We start from the raw sequence: 17969 nt of genomic DNA on the forward strand, positions 1-17969 counted from the left end.
AGCTTCGTCACTCCGCCCCTGGAGAAAGTGCGTGTCACCCTGTTTCGGATGGGTATGCGAACACTCCAGCGTCTGACCGAAACGGGGTAACGACCATGAGCCATACCTCCGCCCAGACCACGTCCACACGCGTCAAGAGCGCGCTGCAGAAAGCGGCCCTGACGCTGGGCGCGATCTTCCTGCTGCTGGGGATCCTCGGGTTCATCCCCGGCATCACCACCAACTACGACGCGATGAAGTTCGCCGGCCACACGTCCGACGCCAAGCTGTTCGGCCTGTTCCAGGTCTCGGTCCTGCACAACATCATCCACCTGCTGCTCGGCGTGGCGGGTCTGGCGATGGCGAAGACGTCGAGCCTGGCCAAGGCGTTCCTGATCGGCGGCGGTGTGATCTCCCTGATCATGTGGTTGTACGGCCTGTTCGTCGGGCCGACCAGCGGGGCCAACTTCGTCCCGTTCAACGCCGCCGACAACTGGCTGCACCTGGTGCTGGGTGTGGTCATGATCGGGCTCGGCGCGCTGCTCGGCCGCCAGCACACACCCGCCCGGACCTCCCGGGGCCGCGCGGTGTGACCGCCGTCCCGTCCCGGTCGCCCGGCCGGCTCACCGAAGGCGGCCGGGCGGGACAGGTGGGTCCGCCGCACGCGCTCCGGTTCCCGACAGGACCGTGGCGCCCTGCCGCAGATCGGGTGCCCGAACGCTTGTAAACCCCGGTTTCCGTGGTCTTCACCACCTACTCATGCAGTCCCGCAACCGCGCTGATAGCGCGTATTCACCCACCCGCACCAGCCAATTTCAAATTTGGAACGCGGCAATTCACAATGCCCCTGAGCAGGCAACTCTTTGGAAACCTCAGTAGCTTATTTTGAATACATCACGTTCGACCGGCTGGATGCATAACGCGCTCAGCGACCATGAAAGTGGTGAACCCACGTGATGGATGAGAGCAAGTTCGTCGTCGTCGCAAATCGACTGCCGGTGGATCGCACAGTCAAACCGGACGGGACGGCGGGCTGGCGGCGCAGCCCCGGAGGGTTGGTGACGGCGATCGGCCCGGTCATGCGCAGCCGCGACGGCGCCTGGCTGGGCTGGGCCGGCGCCGCAGGCGAGAAACTCGATCCCTTCACCGAGGAAGAGATGGCACTGGTACCGGTGCCGCTGTCGGCGGAGGAGGTGGAGCTCTACTACGAGGGCTTCTCCAACACCACGCTGTGGCCGCTGTACCACGACGTGATCGCTCCCCCCGTCTACAAGCGCCGGTACTGGGATGCGTATGTGGCGGTGAACCGGCGGTTCGCCGAGGCCGCGGCGGGGGTGGCGGCGCAGGGGGCGATGGTGTGGGTGCAGGATTACCAGTTGCAGTTGGTGCCGGCGATGCTGCGGCAGTTGCGGCCGGATCTGCGGATCGGGTTCTTCCTGCACATCCCGTTTCCCCCGCCGGAGCTGTTCCACCAGTTGCCGTGGCGGCGACAGATCATCGAGGGGTTGCTGGGGGCGGATCTGGTGGGCTTCCAGCGGCCGGGCGCCGCGGCCAACTTCCTGCGGCTGGCCCGCCGGCTGCTCGGCGTGCGGACGCAGGGATCCTGCGCGTACGTCGAGGACCGGGTGGTCCGGGCCCAGGCGTTCCCGATCTCGGTGGACGTCGGCGAGCTCGCCCGGCTGACCGCGCGGCCGACGGTGTGGCGGCGGGCCGCGGAGGTGCACGCCGGGCTGAGCGCGTCGAAGATCCTGCTGGGGGTGGACCGGCTCGACTACACCAAGGGCATCCGGCAACGTCTGCAGGCGTTCGGTGAGTTGCTGGAGGACGGCGAGCTCAAGCCCGGTGAGGCGGTGTTCGTGCAGATCGCCACGCCCAGCCGGGAGCGGGTCGAGCAGTACCAGTTGCTGCGCGACGAGATCGAGCAGTTGGTCGGGCGGATCAACGGCATGCACGCCTCGATCGGCACCCCCGTGATCCACTACATGCACGCCTCCTACGACCGGGAGGAACTGGCCGCCCTCTACCTGGCCGCGGACGTCATGGTCGTCACCCCGCTGCGCGACGGCATGAACCTGGTGGCCAAGGAGTACGTCGCCTGCCGGGCGGACCTGGGCGGAGCGCTGGTGCTCAGCGAGTTCGCCGGCGCGGCCGACGAGCTCCGGCAGGCGTACCTGGTGAACCCCTATGACATCGACGGGCTCAAGCGCAGCCTGCTCGCCGCCATCCGGGCGGAACCCGAGGACGTGGCCCGCCGGATGCGGGCGATGCGGCGCCGGGTGACCCAGCACGACGTCGACCGCTGGGCGCAGGACTTCCTCACCGCGCTGGAGGTGGCGCCCGCGCCCTGAGGCGGGCGGCCGGTGCGCGGGCTGTCGCCCGCGCACCGGGGTTCTCCGCCGCTACCCGCCGGGGCTGTAGATGACCCGCTCGGGCCGCACCCGGACGGTGACGCGCTGCTCGTCGGGCCGGCGGAACGGGTAGGTGTCGGCGTCGAGGTACTTCTTGGCGAGACGGTCGATGATCGCGTCCGCTCCCTCGAGTTCCAGCTCGGCCGGGCCCGAGACGCTGACGAAGTGGTAGTCGTCCTCGGGGTCGAGCACCCCGAGGGACACCCGGGGATCGTCGTGCAGGGCCTTCTCCTTGATCCGGCCGACCGCCGTGTTGAAGATGACGTCGTCCCCGTCGACGTCGACCCAGACGACGGTGCTGTGCAGCAACCCGTCGGGGAGGACGGTCGTCACCCATCCGTGGATCGGGCGGCCGAGCAGTTCCCTGGCCTCTTCGCTGAGTTTGGGCATCGGCGGCTCCCCCGTCGGAACATGTGCGCCATCGGTCCCGGTTTCCCTGCCCCGCCCCTCCCGCCCCATCCTGCCGCCGGACATTTCCTGATGTGCTCTTCACCACGACGCGCGCCCCCTCCGCCGCTTTTTGCCCGCGGAACGCGAGGGATCTCCGCGCGCTTGGCCGCCCCGGCGATCGGCGGGGTTCCCTAGGATTGCGGGGCACGGGCCGGTACCTTCTTGGTGAACATCCGTTCGACCGCCGCCCGAGGGCTTCACGTGCCGACCACTGAGACTCCCGAGACCGCCCCGCCGCCCGCGCGGCTGCTGCGTCGCTGGGACCTCGGCGAGGTGTCCGCCTGCGTCCCGGTGGGCGAGGGCCGCAGCCGCCGGATCGACGCCTCCGCGGGGCGCTTCCTGCTGCGCGAGTACACGACCACCACCCGCCGGGAACTGCTGTTCCGGCACTCGGTGCTGGCGGCGCTGGCCGCGGCCGGGCTGCCGGTGCACCCGGCGGCGCCGGCCCGCGACGGCCGCACGGTGCTCCAGAGCGAGGGCCGCCGGTACGCGCTGTTCCCCTGGGCGGAGGGGCGGCGGCTGGGCGGGCTGGAACTCTCCCTCACCCAGTGCCACCGGCTCGGCGGGTTGCTCGGCCGGGTGCACGCCGAACTCGACGCGCTCACCCCGCCGGTGCAGCAGAGCCTCCTGGTGCCCACCCCGCACGCGGCCGAGGCCGTCGCCACGATCGACGGGCTGCTGGCGGCGCTGCCCGCCGACGGCGACGACTTCGACGCGCTCGCCGAGCGGCGGCTGCGCGAGCGACGGGCCCTGCTGGTCGAGCTGTCCGACCACCAGCCGCCCGAGGCCGAGATCATGGCGATGGGTCACGTCCACGGCGACTTCCACGACCGCAACCTGCTGTACGGCTGGTCGGGCTCGGTGGCCGCCGTGCTCGGCTGGGACCGGCTGCGGGTGGCGCCCCTGGCGGGCGAGCTCGTCCAGGCCGCCATCTCCCTGTTCGGGCACCCCGACGAGCGCGGGCTCGACCTCGACCGGGTGGCGGCCTTCCTCGGCGGGCACGCCGAGGAGCTTCCGCTCGACCCCGGGCAGATCTGCTCGGCGGTGCACCGGCTGTGGTGGGAGCGACTGTGCGACTTCCGGCCGCTGCGGCGGCGCTACCTCGACCACGACCGGTCCAGCGACCACCTCTTCCCCGGGGCGGCGGCGCTGGTCGAGTGGTGGACGCCCCGCCTGGACCTCACCCTCGACGTCTTCGCCCGCCCGTACAGCTCCGCCTCCTGAGCCGGGGGAGCGCGCGGAGCGGGCCGTGCGGAACGAGCGGGCCGCGCCGTGCACGAGCGAGGCGAAGGAGGCCGTACGCGCGCCTCCCGAAAAGCCCCGGCAACCGGGACGAAACGGTTGTTCTCGCAGGTGGTACCGGGCCACCATGAGGGCGGAGGGCTGATACGTGTCGTCACCGTTCCACCGGATGTACTCACCCCCCGAGCCGCCCGCCGCACAGCGGCGGCGCAGCCGGGGCCGCGGTGTGGCGATCGCGGCCGCCGCCGTGGTCCTGGCCGGCGCGGTGGCGGCCGGCCTGCTGTTACGAACTTCCGCCCCAGGGGCGACCACCACGCGGGCGCGCCCGGCCGCCCCCGCCCCCGCCTCGGCCCCGGCCGCACGACGGCAGGTGACCGTGGTCCCCTACACCGGCCCGACCGCCCGGATCTCCGACGAGGCCGCCGACCGGCGCCGGCTCACGGTGGAGGAGGTCTTCCCGTCCGGCCGGTTCACCCTGGACGGGAGGGCGTACACCCGGGACAAGGCGGCCTCGACCCCGCGCTGCGAGTGGACCGCGCGCGGACCGCTGGCCGCGGCGCTCGCCGAGCAGGGCTGCGGCCTGGTGGTGCGGGCCACCTTCGTCGACGCCGACCGGCGGCACGCCGTCACCGCCGGGGTGGCGGTCCTGCCCACCGCTGCGGCGGCCCGGGCCGTGAGCGTGCTGGGCGACCCGGCCGAGCGCACCTGGTTCCGCGGCATGCGGGGCCGGACGGCCGAGAACATCGACGAGGCCCTCGGGCGTGCGGCCCTGTCGGTGCGGGGCCGGTACGTCGTCTACGCGTACGCCACCCGCTACGACGGCCGCCCGCCCGGCCCCGAACTCGCCGGCCTCGCCGCGCGCTTCGTCGGGCACGCCGCCCGCCCGCTGGACCGGCGCGCCGCGGGCCGAGCCTCCTGAGGCCTCCTGAGGCCCCCTGCAGCCCCGGATTCCGTCGTACCGGGGCGGTAGGACGGCGGGCGGGAGACACGCCGCCCACCGAAAGGCTGGAAAACCCTGGAATCGTCAGGAAGATCAGATAACCTCCGGGCCATGCGGGAGTCGCCCGACGCGCTGGAGGAGCGCATCGCCGAACTGCGCGGGGCCGTCCGGCGCGCGGTGGCCGGCGGCGACCGGCGGCAGGCGCGGACGCTCCGGGCCAGGCTGCGCGAGGCCGAACGGGCCTGGGACCGGGCGGTGGTCGGCGAACCCGAGCCGGCGCCCGCCGCGGCTCCCCCGGACCGCTCGGTGCGGGTACCGGCCCGCGAGCACGTGCACCACGCGCTGACCCTGCTCGGCGGCCCGGCCGCACCCAAGCTGATCCTCGCGGTGCACGATGCGTTCTTCCCCGGGCCGCTCGGCAACTCGCGGATCAGCAGCCTGCGCCGCGACGAGGAGCGTTCCTTCCGCGGCTCCCCCTACGCCCGGCCGTACTATGTGTGCGCGGCGCTGACCGCGGACCTGCTGGCCCCCGCCCGGGGGCTGCTGGCGATCAGCACCTGGCCGCTGGAGCGGCGGATGGTCGGCCCGCTCAGCCCGCGCACCGACTTCCTCACCGCCGCCCTGCGGATCGCCGAGCACCTGGAACGGCTGGGCGACGTGCCCACCCCCGGGGCGCGGCGGCTGCTGTGGCGGTTCGCCGCCAACATCCCCGGTGCCGCCGCCGACCCGGGCGCCGCGCAACCGGCCGGGCTGGCCGCCGCCGCGCGCGCGGAACTCCAGGTCCACGCCGAGGCCGACGCCGCGCACCGGGCCACCGCCGCCCGGCGCGCGCTGGACCGGCTCGACGAGGCCGAGCAACTGTTCGGCGCCCGGCTCACTGCGGTCCGACGGCGCACCGGCACCCACGGAAAGACAGAAACGGAACCATCGACGTGACCGACCTGGCCGCACGACTCGACCGGCTGCGCGGGGCCGCGCAGCCGCGCAACCACGACGCCCGGACGATCGCGGCGCTGACCTCCAACCCGGGCTGCGCCCGGCGCGGGGTGCTGGACGCCGCCGGGATCGACAAAGACGCGATCGCCGCGGAGCTGGGGTTCGCCGCCCCGTTCGGCCAGTCCCAGTTCGCGATCACCCGGGGCAACGTGTTCGAGGCCCAGGTGAAGGCCGACGGGTGCGCCGAGTTGCTGAGCCTGCTGCGCGACCGGCTGGGGCTGTCGATCCCCGAGGTCGCCTACGACGACCTGGGCGTGGTCGGCGGCAACGAGAGCCGCAAGGTGCGGCATGCCCGCACCCGGCAGCTCTTCGCCCGGGCGCTGGGCGAGGGGCCTGGCACGCTCTTCGACCACCCGTTGCTGCGGCTGGACATCGCCGGCCAGCCCGCCTATCTGGAGCCCGACGTCATCGCGTTCCAGTTCGAGGGCCGGTTCCACATCATCGAGATCAAGTCGTTCGCGATGATCGACGGTCAGGCCGACCCGGCGCAGGTGGCCTCGGCCGCCCGGCAGTCGGCGGTGTACGTGCTGGCGCTGCGCCGGCTGCTGACCGAGCTGGGACACGACGAGGACACCGTCTCGCACGAGGTGGTGCTGGTCTGCCCGGAGAACTTCTCCAACCGGCCCACGGCCACCTTCCTGGACGTGCGCCCGCAGCTCGCCGTGCTGCGCCGGCAGCTCGCCCGGCTAACCGGCATCGACAGGATCGTCGCGGAGCTGCCGGCGGACCTGACCTTCGAGCCCGGCGCGGGGCTGGCCGGCGCGGTGCGCAGCGTCGAGGCCCGGTACTCGCCCGACTGCGTGTCGGGCTGCGAGATGGCCCTCTTCTGCCGGGACGAGGCGCGGGCCTGCGGCTCCACCGGAGCGCTGGGCCGGTCGATCCGCGACGACCTGGGCGGCGTCGACTCCATCGCCACCGCGCTGGCCCTCGCCGACGGCTCGCTGGAGCCCGCCGAGGAGCTGGCCGAGACCGCGGCCGGCCTGCGCCTGGCCGCCCGCCTGCGCCGCGAGGCCCTGGGCGCCGCCTCGTGACCGTCCCGGTGCGAGAGGCGACGGCGTGAGCGCGCTGGGGGCGCTGGCCCGGCTGGAGGCGGTGGCGGCCGGGCGGGCGGTGCCGGTGGCGACCGTCCGGCACTGCCACCTGTCGGAACGGCCGCTGGTGATCGTGCCATTGCGGCTCGCCGGGGAGGCGGTGGCGCCGCTGGCCGCGATGGTCGGCACCGACCCGGAGCGGCCCCGGCTGCTGTTCGTCCCGCAGCCGCGCAACCGCGACCTGCGTTTCCGCTTCGCCGCGGAGCTCGCCGAGGTGGTGCTGGGCCGGATCGAGGAGTGCCGGACGGCCGTGGAGGAACTGCCGCCGGCCAAGGACGGGACGGAGCGCGTCCGGTACGGCGAGGCCCCGCAGATCATCGTGCCGAACCAGGCCGGGGTGGGGTTCCTGCGGATGCTCGGCCGGTCCACCCGGTTCCGCCGCACCGACGGCCCGTACCCGGTGGACCCGGCGGTGCCGATGCTGGGCCGCTGGCTGACCTGGTTCGCCGACCGGTACGAGCGTCCCGGCGCCGCGCTGCTGCTCGCCATGACCGAGACGCTGCGGTTGCACTGGGCCAGCGGGCAGAGCTCGCTGGAGGACGGCAACCTGGCGGCGCTGCTGGGCTGGATCGACCCGCCCGAGGGACTGACCGGGCCGCAGGCCGCGGCGCTGGCGGAGGACCCGGTGGCCTCTCCCCCGGCCGGGCCCGCCACCGATCCCTCGTTCGACAACGAGGTGCTGGCCCCGGCGATCGCCGGCTACGACGAGGCCGCCGACGAGACCGGCCTGTCCCATGCCAAGGAGCGGCTGCGCACGGTGCTGTCCTCCCAGCTCGTCCCCACCTGGGAGCTGATGTGGCGGGCGATCGGCCTGCTGCGCGCACTGCCCGAGGGGGCGAACGTGGCCGCCCGCCACGACCGCGACCGCGACTCCTTCACCTGGTACGCGGAGACGTTCGAGGAGGGGTTCCCGCAGGCCCGCCGCGACGACGCGGTCAACGCCGCGCGGCGGCTGCACGACCTGGAGCGCGCGCAGGAGTCCTACGACGCGCAGCGGGCGTTCGACGACCCGCTGGTGATGGCCGAGTACCGGCTCACCGGCGAGGCGTTCGGCGGTGTGGTGACCGAGTGCCTGCCGACCCGGCTGGACGAGACCGGCAAGAAGCCGAAGCTGCGGCCCTGGCTGCGGGTCCGGACCGGCGACCCCGTCCGGCTGGAGCCGGGACGCGCGGTGTGCAGCGCGGCGCGGCCGGGGCTGAAAGGCCGGATCGTGGAGGTCGCGGCGGGCGAGGTGCTGGTGGAGCTGACCGGCGGGATGGGCCGGAAGCTGACCCCCGAGCCCGGCAGCGTGCCCGAGGTCGGTGACCGGGTGTGCTTCACCTCCCTGGGCACCGACTCAGCCCGGGGCCGGCCGAACTTCCCCGAGCGGGAGCAGACGCCGTGGACGCACGGCGGTCCCCCGGCCGAGTACGTCCCCACCGACGAGGACGCCCAGGAGGCGTGGTCGTGACCTTCGATCCGGGCGCCGAGGCCGGGCGGGTCGTCGACGCGGTGCTGGCCGACCTGGCCGCGGGACACCGCGGGGTGGTGGTCGACTCGCCGCCCGGCGCCGGGAAGTCCACGCTGGTGGTGCGGGCCGCCGCGCACCTGGCCGGGGCCGGCGAGCGGCTGATGATCGTCGCCCAGACCAACGAGCAGGTCGACGACCTGATCGACCGGATCGCCACCGGGCATCCGGAGCTGGCGCTGGGCCGGCTGTCGGCCGCCGGTTACGCGCCCTCGGCCCGGGTCGCGGCGCACCCGGCGGTGCGGATCGCGCAGAAGGCCGCCGACCTGGACGAGCATTCGGTGGTGATCGCCACCGCGGCGAAGTGGGCGACCCTGGCGGAAGGGTCGTGGCCGTGGGCGATCGTCGACGAGGCGTACCAGATGCGCTCGGACATGCTGCTGCGGCTGGCGGGGCGGTTCGAGCGGGCGCTGTTCGTCGGTGACCCCGGGCAGCTCGACCCGTTCTCCACGGTGGAGGTGGAGCGCTGGGCCGGCCTGTCCTGGGATCCGCTGCGCAGCGCCGTGTCGGTGCTGCTCGCGCACAACCCCGAACTGCCGGTGCACCGGCTGCCGGTCTCGTGGCGGCTGCCCGCCTCGGCCGCCCCGGTGGTGTCGGAGGCGTTCTACCCGTTCACCGGGTTCCGGGCCGGGACGGCCCCGGGCGACCGGCGGCTGGAGTTCTCCGCCCGCGGTATGGGCACCCCGCACGACCGGGCGCTGGACGAGGCGGCCGCGACCGGCTGGGCGCTGCTGGAACTGCCGGCCCGGCACACCGTGCGCACCGACTCCGAGGCCGTCCGGGCCACCGCGGCGCTGGCCGTGCGGCTGTTGCAGCGCGGCGGGGTGGCGCATTCGGAGCGGGGCACCGCGCCGGTGGACGCCGCCCGGATCGCGGTCGGCGCGGCCCACCGCGATCAGGTGACCGCGCTGCGGGCGGCGCTCGGCCCGGCCGGGGCGGGCGTCACCGTCGACACGGCCAACCGGCTGCAGGGCCGGGAGTACGACGTGACCGTGGTGCTGCATCCGCTGTCGGGGCGCCGGGACGCCACCGCGTTCCACTTGGAGTCGGGGCGGCTGTGCGTGCTCGCCTCGCGGCACCGGCATGCCTGCGTGGTGGTCGCCCGGGCCGGGATCCCGGAGCTGCTCGACGCCCACCCGTCCGCGGAACCGGTGCACCTGAACGTTCCGGTGCGCTTCCCCGACGGCTGGGAGGCCAACCAGGCGATCCTCGCCCACCTGGCGGAGCACCGTGTGCGTGCGTGAGCGGGGCGGCCCCGCCGCGGGGTTCCGCTCCGCTCACTGGCCGGCCTACCGGCTGGCGTAGACGCTTTCCACGAACTCGGCGAGCTTGTCCTCGGGCAGGCTCCGGGCCAGGTCGGCCTCACTGATCATGCCGACCAGCCGCTTGTTCTCCAGCACCGGGACCCGGCGGATCTGCCTCCGTTCCATCATCTGCACGACCTTTTCGGCGTCGTCGTTGGCGTTCACGCACTGCGGCGCGCCCTGGGCGAGCTCGCCGGCCATCGCGTCCGCGGGGTTCTTGCCCTCGGCGATGCACTTGATGACGATGTCCCGGTCGGTGATGATCCCCTTCAGCCGGTCGTCCTCGCCGCAGATCGGCAGTGCCCCCACTCCCAGGTCGCGCATCATCCGTGCGGCCGAGAGCAGGCTCTCGCTCTCTCCGACGCACTGCGCGCCCTCGTGCATGATCTCTCGTGCAGTGGTCATGTCCCCTCCTTCGGTCTCTCCCTCGACCCTGTTCCCCTTTTCCCACCCATCCCACCTTTTCCTGACATCAGCCTTGTACCAGGTCATAGGGGGTATTCCTGGCGGTAATCGGCCGAGTCGTTCCCATGACCGAGCGGCCGGAGGGATTGCGTCCCGGTGGGTTCTGGTATGCGGTTAGGGTGACGACTAGGTCCGGCACTGCGTGGAAGCGGGAGGGACATGAACGACCTCGGTTTCATCTGCGCCCGCTGCGAGGGCGAGGTTCAGGACGTCACGCACGGCCGGGAGAACGAGCTCGAAGGCGTCGGCTACCGGCACGACCGGCGGGTCGAGCCCTGGGACCACGAGCTCGAACTCGCCGTCGGAGAGCCGATCGAGAGCGAGCCCGCCTGCGACTTCTGCGCGGCCACCGACCCGCGGTGGCTGTACTACCCGAGCTTCGACGCCGAGGACGACGAGACCTTCGAGGTCGAGCTCGACGTCACCGGGCTGTCCCCCGACGACACCGCCGGGGCCGTGCTGAACGTGCTGTACCCCTGGTACGCCTGCGACACGTGCTCGGTACTGGTGGCCGACCGCAACCTCAACGGCCTCGTCGACCGGGCGCTCCGGCTGACCCCCGTGCCGCCCGAAGGGCGGCTCGACGAGAAGGCCGTCCGGACCCGGCTGACGGGGGCCTTCTCGGTCTTCCTGTCCACCCGCCCGGGCCGGCCGCAACCGTCCCGGGCCCTCTGACCCCGAAAACCCGTGCTCCACCGATCTTCGAGCCGGTAGCGTGCCCGAATGACCGTTCACCAGGAGGACTCCGGGCAGACCGACCGAATCGCCGGGGTGCTGCTCGGTGCGGCCTGCGGCGACGCGCTCGGCGTGCCCTACGAGTTCGCCACCCCGCCCGGCCCGGACGAGGCACCCGAGATGATCGGTGGCGGGCTCGGGCCCTACGCCCCCGGGGAGTACAGCGACGACACCCAGATGGCGGTGTGCATCGCCCGGGTCGCGGCCTCCGGGGCCGACCTGCGCGAGGAATCCGCGCTCGACGCCGTCGCCACCGGGTTCCTGGAATGGTTGCGCGAGGGCGCCAGCGACGTCGGCATGCAGACCCGCCGGGTACTGGAGGGCGCCCTGGCGGCCGGCTCCCGGCCCCCGGCACTGACCATGCGCACCATCACCGCCACGCTGCACGAGAAGACCGGCCGGACCGCGGGCAACGGCTCACTGATGCGGACCGGCGTGGTGGGCCTCAACCACCTGGCCGACCCGGTCGCGACAGCCGAGGCGGCCCGCGCGGTCAGCGAACTCACCCACTTCGACCCGCTGGCCGGAGACGCGTGCGTGCTGTGGTGCGAGGGCGTACGGCAAGCGGTGCTCGACGGCACCTTCGACGGAGTACGGGCCGGACTGGACCTACTGCCGCCCGAGCGCCGCGACCGCTGGGCCGACTGGCTGACCGAGGCCGAGTCCCGGCCACCCGGCGACTTCATCCCGAACGGCTTCGTGGTGCAAGCCCTCCAGGCCGCCTGGTCCTCGATCACGCACACCCCCGGCACCGGCACGGAACACCTGGTGGCGGCACTGGCCACGGCCGTACGGATCGGCGACGACACCGACACCGTGGCGGCGATCGCCGGAGCGCTGCTGGGCGCCCGGTGGGGCGCGAGCGCCATCCCGGCGCACTGGCGGCGATCCGTCCACGGCTGGCCCGGCCTGGTCGCCGAAGATCTCATCGACCTAGCCCGTAGAGTCTAAGTTTGCTTGGCGCGCAGGGTTTAATTGGCTCGCTTCGCTCGCTTGTCGCGGCGCCTTCGGCGCGCCGTCTTCCCTCGTCGTGGTGAAGATCGCTCGTACCTCACGATCTTCACCACTCCTCAGTCCAGACGACGCGGGCGCCGCTCCCTTTCGCCTCGCTGCGCATCGGCACCTGTCTCGTCCGGCCGGGGGCGCACGACCCCTCAGCATCCAAGGCGCCATAGCGCGCCAACTGAAGGATCAGCTGGCGGGTGCAGTCGTGCCGGTGCTGAATCAGGGGCGGACGTAGAGCGGGTCGTCCCGGAGCGGGTCGTCTCGGTCGGGGGCGCCGTTGGGTGGTGGGGGGCTGCCCAGCGGGGAGGGCTGGGGGGTCGGGGGGTGGCTGGGCGGAGGTGCGGGCGGGGCGCCGAACGGGATGGCGGGGGTGGGTGCGGGCGGCGGGGGGCTGCCCAGCGGGGATCCGGCGGGGCGGGCCAGATCGCCTGGCAGGGGGGATCCGGCGGGGCGGGTGGGGGCGCCTGACGGTGGGGGGGCGCCGTGGCGGGCCAGGTCGCCCGGGAGGGGGGATCCGGTGGGGCGGGCGTGGGCGCCCGGTGGGGGGCTGCCGGGGACCACGTTGGAGGACAGGCTGTTGTGGGTCAGGTTGTCGATCTGGCGGCGGGCGCGGTCGGCCTCGGCCCGGGCCGCGTCGCGTTCCTCGGCCAGCGCGAGCAGCGCCGACTGGAGTTCGGCGACGGTCTGGCCGAGGCGGCGCGTCTGGGCGGACTCCTCGGTCAGCCGGGTGGTGAGCTGGTCGCGTTCGGCCATCGCCTGCTGGATCCGGGCCAGCAGGGCGTCGCGCTCGGCGGCCGCCTCGGCGCGCAGCGCGCTCGTCCGGGCCGCGTCGGCCTCCAACTCGGCCTTGACCCGCAGCACCTCGGACCGCTCGGCATCGGCCTGGGCGACCGCCTGGACGGCCTGCTGCCGCTGCGCCTCGGCGTCGCGCATCGCGGCGCGCAGTTCCTCCGCGTTCTGGCGGGCCGCCGACAGCTCCGCGCGCAGCGTCTCCACCGCGCTCTCCGCCTCGGCGGTCCTGGCGTGCAGGGAGACGAGTTCGGTCCGGGCGGACTCCATGCCGCCCAGCAATTCGGCCTCCCGGGCGGCGACCCGGTCACGCTCGCTCTCGGCGGCCTGCTTCGTGGTCATCGCCTGCTGGGCTATCTGGTGCGCCTCCTCCCAGGCGCGCTGGGCGGCGTCCCGCTTGGCGGTGGCGCGCTTGGCCTCCTCGCGGGCGCGGGCGGCCTCCTGCTCGGCGTTCTCGGCACGGGTCCGCGCCGAGGCGGCCTCGCGCCAGGCGTCCTCGGCCTGCCGGTGCGAGGCGTCGCGCTCGCTCTGCGCGACCGCCAGATGCTGGGCGGCCTCCGCGCGCACCTCGGCGATCTGCCGCTCCACACCGGAGACGCTCAGCTCGGAGGTCAGCGCGCCGGCCAGCACATCGGCCATGCTCTCCAGCCGCTCGACCATCTCCCAGGTCCAGGCGACCTGCCCGGTCAGCCCGGGGGCGCCCCGGCCCCGCTCGCGCTGCTCCCGGGCGGAGCGCTCGCAGGCCCCGTCATTGTCCTGGCAGTAGCGGACCGTACGGACCCCGCCCACCTGCTGCGGCACCGGACGCCCGCAGTTGGCGCACGGCCACACCGTGACCGGGTCGCCCAGCCGGGCAACCGTGCCCTCGGCGTTCTCGGGCCGGGCCCATTCACCCGGCGGGGTGGAGCCGGGATCTTCCCCCTGTGCATTCACTTCAGTCACACCACTTATGTCGACCTGCTGACCGTCTGACATGGTAGGCACCCTACGCCTTGATAACAGGATGGCCCCGGGTACTTCCGTGAAACCTGTTAGCTGCTTATACTCTGCGCGCTCGAGTTATGGCATCGCGTACAAGACACGGCACCCACGGGGATGAACGCCATGAGACGCCCGGCCCGGCTCACCGGAACTCGGCCATGGCCTTGCGGATGCGCTTGTCGGAGACCGGATGCCGGGTGCCGAGCTGCTGGGCGAAGTAGCTGACCCGCAGTTCCTCCAGCATCCAGCCGATCCGGCGCACCTCCTCCTCGTCCCGGCGAGCCGGGATCAACCGCGCCACGAACCGCTCGTACTCCTGCTCGACCACCGCGGCCTGGGCCATCAGCTGCCGGTCACGGCCGGGGCTCTCGGGCAGCTTGTCCAGCCGGACCTCCAGGGCGCGCAGGTAGCGCAGCAGGTCGGGCAGGCGGCCCCAGCCGGTCCCGGTCACGAAGCCGGGATGGACCAACCGGTCGAGCCGGGCGCGGACGTCGGTGAGCGACGGCACCAGGGTGAGGCTGGCGGTGCCGCGCAGCCGGCGGTCGATGCCGTGGGCGACGGCCAGCGCCCGCCCCGTCTGGGCCACGACCGCCGCGGTGGCGTCGGCCAGCCCGGACCGGACGTGGTCGCGCAGCCGGGCGAAGCCCGCCTCGTCCCAGACCGGGCCGCCCGCCTCGGCCATCAGGTGGTCGGCGGCGCACGCCAGGCAGTCGTCCAGCAGTTTCTGCACCGAGCCGTACGGGTTGTGGCTGAGCGCCAGCTTGGCCTGGTTGGTCAACCCCGACTGGACGAGCTTGAGGGGCGACGGGCTGGTCAGCAGGAGCAGCCGGCGGGTGCCCGCCCACATCGCCCGGCGCTGGTCGGCCTCGGTGGCGAACATGCGCACCGCCACGCTGTCGCCCTCGTCGGCCAGCGCCGGATACGCCTTGACCGCGCCGCGCTCGAAGGTGCGCGGCAGGGTGCCGATGCTCCACTCCGTCAGCCCGCCGCGCTCGACGCTGTCGGCGGCGGCCGACAGGGTGGAGCGCACCTTGGTCTGCAGCCGCCGCTTGAGCGCCTGCAGGGAGGTGTCCTCGCCCAGGGTGCGCGAGCCGTCCACCACCCGGAAGGTCACCTTCAGGTGATCGGGGAGCCGGCCGAAGTCCCAGTTCTCCCGGGCGACGGTCACCCCGGTCATCGCGCGCAGTTCGCGTTCGAGGGCGTCCAGCAGCGGTTCGGTGCGCGGCCGCACCCGGGCCAGCACCTTGCCGGCCACGTCGGGGGCGGGAACGAAGTTGACCCGCAACTGCTTGGGCAGCGACCGGATCAGTTCGGTGACCAGTTCCGCCCGCAGCCCGGGGATCTGCCAGTCGAAGCCGGCGGCGGTCACCTGGTTGAGGACGCGCAGCGGGATGTGCACGGTCACGCCGTCGGCCTCGCTGCCCGGCTCGAACTGGTAGGTCAGCTTCAGCCGCAGCGGCCCCTGCTGCCAGAAGTCGGGGTAGTCGGCCTCGCTGACGTCGCCGGCCGACTCGTTGATGAGCATCGACTTCTCGAAGCTCAGCAGGTCGGGGGCGGCGCGGCGGGCCTGCTTCCACCAGGAGTCGAAGTGCCGTCCGGAGACCACGTCGGCGGGGACGCGCTCGTCGTAGAAGTCGAACAGCGTCTCGTCGTCCACCAGGATGTCGCGGCGCCGGGCCCGGTGCTCCAGGTCCTCGACCTCCTCCAGCAGCGCCCGGTTCTCGTGGAAGAAGGCATGCCGGGTCTCCCAGTCGCCCTCCACCAGGGCGTGCCGCAGGAACAGCTCGCGGGACGTCCCTGGGTCGATCCGCCCGTAGTTGACGCGGCGTTGCGCGACGATCGGCACCCCGTACAGGGTGACCCGCTCGTACGCCATCACCGCCGCCTGTTTCTTCGACCAGTGCGGTTCGCTGTACTGGCGCTTGACCAGATGCTGGGCGAGGGGCTCCACCCACTCGGGCTCGATCCGGGCGTTGATGCGCCCCCACAGCCGGGAGGTCTCCACCAGCTCGGCCGACATCACCCAGCGGGGCGGCTTCTTGAACAGGGCCGAGCCGGGGAAGACCGCGAACCGGGCGCCGCGGGCGCCGGCGTACTCGCGCTTCTCCGGGTCCATCAGGCCGATGTGCGACAGCAGGCCGGGCAGCAGCGACAGGTGGACCTTGTCCGGGGCGGCGTCGACGGTGTTGTCGGTGACGCCGAGGTTCTTGGCCACCTGGCGGAGCTGGGCGTGCAGGTCCTGCCACTCGCGGACGCGCAGGTAGTGCAGGAACTCGTTCTTACACATCCGCCGGAACTGGCTCGACGACAACTCGCGCTGCCGCTCCCGCAGGTGGTTCCACAGGTTCAGGTAGGCCAGGAAGTCGGAGGTGGGGTCGGCGAAGCGGCGGTGCCGCTCGTCGGCGGCCTGCTGGTGCTCGGCGGGGCGCTCGCGCGGGTCCTGGATCGACAGCGCGGCGGCGATGACCAGCACCTCGCGCACGCAGCCGTTGTCGTCGGCGGCCAGGATCATCCGGGCCAGCCGGGGATCGACGGGCAGCTGGGCCAGCTTGCGGCCGAGCGGGGTCAGCCGTTTGCGGGGGTCCTGCTCCTTGGGGTCGAGCGCGCCCAGCTCGTGCAGCAGGTCGACGCCGTCCTTGATGTTGCGCCGGTCGGGCGGCTCCACGAACGGGAACTCGGCGATCTCGCCCAGCCCCAGCGAGATCATCTGCAGGATGACCGAGGCCAGGTTGGTGCGCAGGATCTCGGGGTCGGTGAACTCCGGCCGGGACAGGAAGTCCTCTTCGTCGTACAACCGGATGCAGATGCCCTCGGAGACCCGCCCGCACCGGCCCTTGCGCTGGTCGGCGGAGGCCCGGGAGATCGCCTCGATGGGCAGCCGCTGCACCTTGAGCCGGTGGCTGTAGCGGGAGATCCGCGCGGTGCCCGCGTCGATCACGTACTTGATGCCGGGGACGGTCAGCGAGGTCTCGGCGACGTTGGTGGCCAGCACGACCCGGCGGCCGCGGTGCCGCTGGAAGACCCGGTGCTGGTCGGCGGACGACAGCCGGGCGAACAGGGGCAGCACCTCCACCGCGGGTGCCGCGCCCGGCCGGTTGAGCCGCTTGTTCAGCGCGTCGGCGGTGTCGCGGATCTCCCGCTCGCCGCTGAGGAAGACCAGGATGTCGCCGGGGCCCTCCGCGGTCAGCTCGTCCACCGCGCCGAGGATCGACTGGACCTGGTCCGCGTCCTCCTCCGGCGGGCGGTAGCGCACCTCGACCGGGTAGGTGCGGCCGGACACCTCGACGATCGGTGCGCCGCCGAAGTGCCGGGAGAACCGCTCGGGGTCGATGGTCGCCGAGGTGATGATCACCTTGAGGTCGGGGCGGCGGGGCAGGATCTCCTTGAGGTAGCCCAGGATGAAGTCGATGTTGAGGCTGCGCTCGTGCGCCTCGTCGATGATCAGAGTGTCGTAGCGGCGCAGCAGCCGGTCGTGCTGGATCTCGGCCAGCAGGATGCCGTCGGTCATCAGCTTGACCAGCGTGTCGTCGCCGGAATGGTCGGTGAAGCGGACCTTGTAGCCGACGGCGTCGCCGAGTTCGGTGCCCAGTTCCTCGGCGATGCGCTCGGCCACCGTGCGGGCGGCCAGCCGGCGTGGCTGGGTGTGGCCGACGACGCCGGTGACGCCCCGGCCCAGTTCCAGGCAGATCTTGGGGATCTGGGTGGTCTTGCCCGAGCCCGTCTCACCAGCGACGATCACCACCTGGTGGTCGCGGATGGCCGCGGCGATGTCGTCCTTCTTCTGGCTGACCGGCAGCTCTTCGGGGTAGGTGATCTCGGGCACGGCCGCACGGCGGTTCGCGACACGGCGCTCGGCCGCGTCGACCTCCGTGGTGATCTGGGCGAGGATCGCTCGCTTCCTGGCCGCGTCCCGGATCTTGCGTGCGCCGTCGAGGCGCCGCCCCAGCCGGTGCCGGTCGTGCGGCATCAACCCGGTCAGGCGTTCGTTCAGCGGGGCGTTCACAGGTGGGGTTCCCATTGCGCTGCAAGGATAGGTACTCGCCGGGACCGACCCGTCATCGGACACGGCGACCTTCC

At 73.0% G+C, this 17969-nt stretch carries 14 protein-coding genes; 10 read left to right on the forward strand and 4 right to left on the reverse strand.

Annotated features, from left to right (window positions below; genetic code table 11):
• Nucleotides 1–95: 95 nt before the first annotated feature.
• Nucleotides 96–572 (forward strand): DUF4383 domain-containing protein, encoded by a 477-nt coding sequence (locus DPM19_RS03900; RefSeq protein WP_111863427.1) that lies wholly within the window; start codon nucleotides 96–98, stop codon nucleotides 570–572.
• Between the two features lie 363 nt (nucleotides 573–935).
• Complete coding sequence (locus DPM19_RS03905) at nucleotides 936–2327, forward strand: alpha,alpha-trehalose-phosphate synthase (UDP-forming) (RefSeq protein ID WP_111863428.1); 1392 nt, start codon at nucleotides 936–938, stop codon at nucleotides 2325–2327.
• Between the two features lie 51 nt (nucleotides 2328–2378).
• Here DPM19_RS03905 and DPM19_RS03910 read toward each other — a convergent pair whose 3' ends face one another.
• Nucleotides 2379–2777: a TIGR03618 family F420-dependent PPOX class oxidoreductase gene (locus DPM19_RS03910; RefSeq protein ID WP_111863429.1), complete on the reverse strand. Its 399-nt coding sequence runs from the start codon at nucleotides 2775–2777 to the stop codon at nucleotides 2379–2381.
• Nucleotides 2778–3038: 261 nt separating this feature from the next.
• Here DPM19_RS03910 and DPM19_RS03915 point away from each other — a divergent pair, with 261 nt between their 5' ends.
• The 6 genes from DPM19_RS03915 (at nucleotide 3039) to DPM19_RS03940 (ending at nucleotide 9857) form a co-directional block, all read left to right on the forward strand.
• Nucleotides 3039–4061, forward strand: a complete 1023-nt coding sequence (locus tag DPM19_RS03915; protein WP_111863430.1) for a phosphotransferase enzyme family protein — start codon at nucleotides 3039–3041, stop codon at nucleotides 4059–4061.
• A 187-nt stretch (nucleotides 4062–4248) separates the two neighbouring features.
• Nucleotides 4249–4998, forward strand: coding sequence for a hypothetical protein (locus tag DPM19_RS03920; protein ID WP_111863431.1), 750 nt, complete (start codon nucleotides 4249–4251; stop codon nucleotides 4996–4998).
• A 132-nt stretch (nucleotides 4999–5130) separates the two neighbouring features.
• Nucleotides 5131–5955, forward strand: a complete 825-nt coding sequence (locus DPM19_RS03925) for a hypothetical protein (protein ID WP_111863432.1) — start codon at nucleotides 5131–5133, stop codon at nucleotides 5953–5955.
• Nucleotides 5952–7046: a hypothetical protein gene (locus tag DPM19_RS03930; RefSeq protein ID WP_199484838.1), complete on the forward strand. Its 1095-nt coding sequence runs from the start codon at nucleotides 5952–5954 to the stop codon at nucleotides 7044–7046. The genes DPM19_RS03925 and DPM19_RS03930 overlap by 4 nt, the downstream gene beginning before the upstream one ends.
• A gap of 25 nt (nucleotides 7047–7071) precedes the next feature.
• Nucleotides 7072–8556, forward strand: coding sequence for a hypothetical protein (locus DPM19_RS03935; RefSeq protein ID WP_111863433.1), 1485 nt, complete (start codon nucleotides 7072–7074; stop codon nucleotides 8554–8556).
• Nucleotides 8553–9857 (forward strand): AAA family ATPase, encoded by a 1305-nt coding sequence (locus DPM19_RS03940; protein WP_233509842.1) that lies wholly within the window; start codon nucleotides 8553–8555, stop codon nucleotides 9855–9857. The genes DPM19_RS03935 and DPM19_RS03940 overlap by 4 nt, the downstream gene beginning before the upstream one ends.
• Before the next feature lie 45 nt (nucleotides 9858–9902).
• Here DPM19_RS03940 and DPM19_RS03945 read toward each other — a convergent pair whose 3' ends face one another.
• Nucleotides 9903–10322, reverse strand: a complete 420-nt coding sequence (locus DPM19_RS03945) for a CBS domain-containing protein (RefSeq protein ID WP_111863435.1) — start codon at nucleotides 10320–10322, stop codon at nucleotides 9903–9905.
• A gap of 219 nt (nucleotides 10323–10541) precedes the next feature.
• On the opposite strand from DPM19_RS03945, the gene DPM19_RS03950 reads away from it, so the two are divergent.
• Nucleotides 10542–11057 (forward strand): hypothetical protein, encoded by a 516-nt coding sequence (locus DPM19_RS03950; RefSeq protein ID WP_111863436.1) that lies wholly within the window; start codon nucleotides 10542–10544, stop codon nucleotides 11055–11057.
• Nucleotides 11058–11105: 48 nt separating this feature from the next.
• Nucleotides 11106–12068: an ADP-ribosylglycohydrolase family protein gene (locus DPM19_RS03955; protein ID WP_111863437.1), complete on the forward strand. Its 963-nt coding sequence runs from the start codon at nucleotides 11106–11108 to the stop codon at nucleotides 12066–12068.
• A 273-nt stretch (nucleotides 12069–12341) separates the two neighbouring features.
• On the opposite strand, the gene DPM19_RS35125 is transcribed toward DPM19_RS03955, so the two are convergent.
• Nucleotides 12342–13844 (reverse strand): chromosome segregation ATPase, encoded by a 1503-nt coding sequence (locus DPM19_RS35125; protein ID WP_158566689.1) that lies wholly within the window; start codon nucleotides 13842–13844, stop codon nucleotides 12342–12344.
• A gap of 190 nt (nucleotides 13845–14034) precedes the next feature.
• Nucleotides 14035–17910, reverse strand: coding sequence for an ATP-dependent RNA helicase HrpA (gene hrpA / locus DPM19_RS03970; RefSeq protein ID WP_111863438.1), 3876 nt, complete (start codon nucleotides 17908–17910; stop codon nucleotides 14035–14037).
• Between the last annotated feature and the right edge of the window lie 59 nt (nucleotides 17911–17969).

The organism is Actinomadura craniellae (genome assembly GCF_003289645.1).
Taxonomy (GTDB): domain Bacteria; phylum Actinomycetota; class Actinomycetes; order Streptosporangiales; family Streptosporangiaceae; genus Actinomadura_D; species Actinomadura_D craniellae.

Coding starts and splice junctions, on each gene's coding strand:
- DPM19_RS03910 (WP_111863429.1), bottom strand. CDS start 2,777: ATGCCCAAACTCAGCGAAGAGGCCAGGGAACTGCTCGGCCGCCCGATC.
- DPM19_RS03905 (WP_111863428.1), top strand. CDS start 936: ATGGATGAGAGCAAGTTCGTCGTCGTCGCAAATCGACTGCCGGTGGAT.
- DPM19_RS03900 (WP_111863427.1), top strand. CDS start 96: ATGAGCCATACCTCCGCCCAGACCACGTCCACACGCGTCAAGAGCGCG.
- DPM19_RS03920 (WP_111863431.1), top strand. CDS start 4,249: ATGTACTCACCCCCCGAGCCGCCCGCCGCACAGCGGCGGCGCAGCCGG.
- hrpA (WP_111863438.1), bottom strand. CDS start 17,910: ATGGGAACCCCACCTGTGAACGCCCCGCTGAACGAACGCCTGACCGGG.
- DPM19_RS03945 (WP_111863435.1), bottom strand. CDS start 10,322: ATGACCACTGCACGAGAGATCATGCACGAGGGCGCGCAGTGCGTCGGA.
- DPM19_RS03925 (WP_111863432.1), top strand. CDS start 5,131: ATGCGGGAGTCGCCCGACGCGCTGGAGGAGCGCATCGCCGAACTGCGC.
- DPM19_RS03950 (WP_111863436.1), top strand. CDS start 10,542: ATGAACGACCTCGGTTTCATCTGCGCCCGCTGCGAGGGCGAGGTTCAG.
- DPM19_RS03955 (WP_111863437.1), top strand. CDS start 11,106: ATGACCGTTCACCAGGAGGACTCCGGGCAGACCGACCGAATCGCCGGG.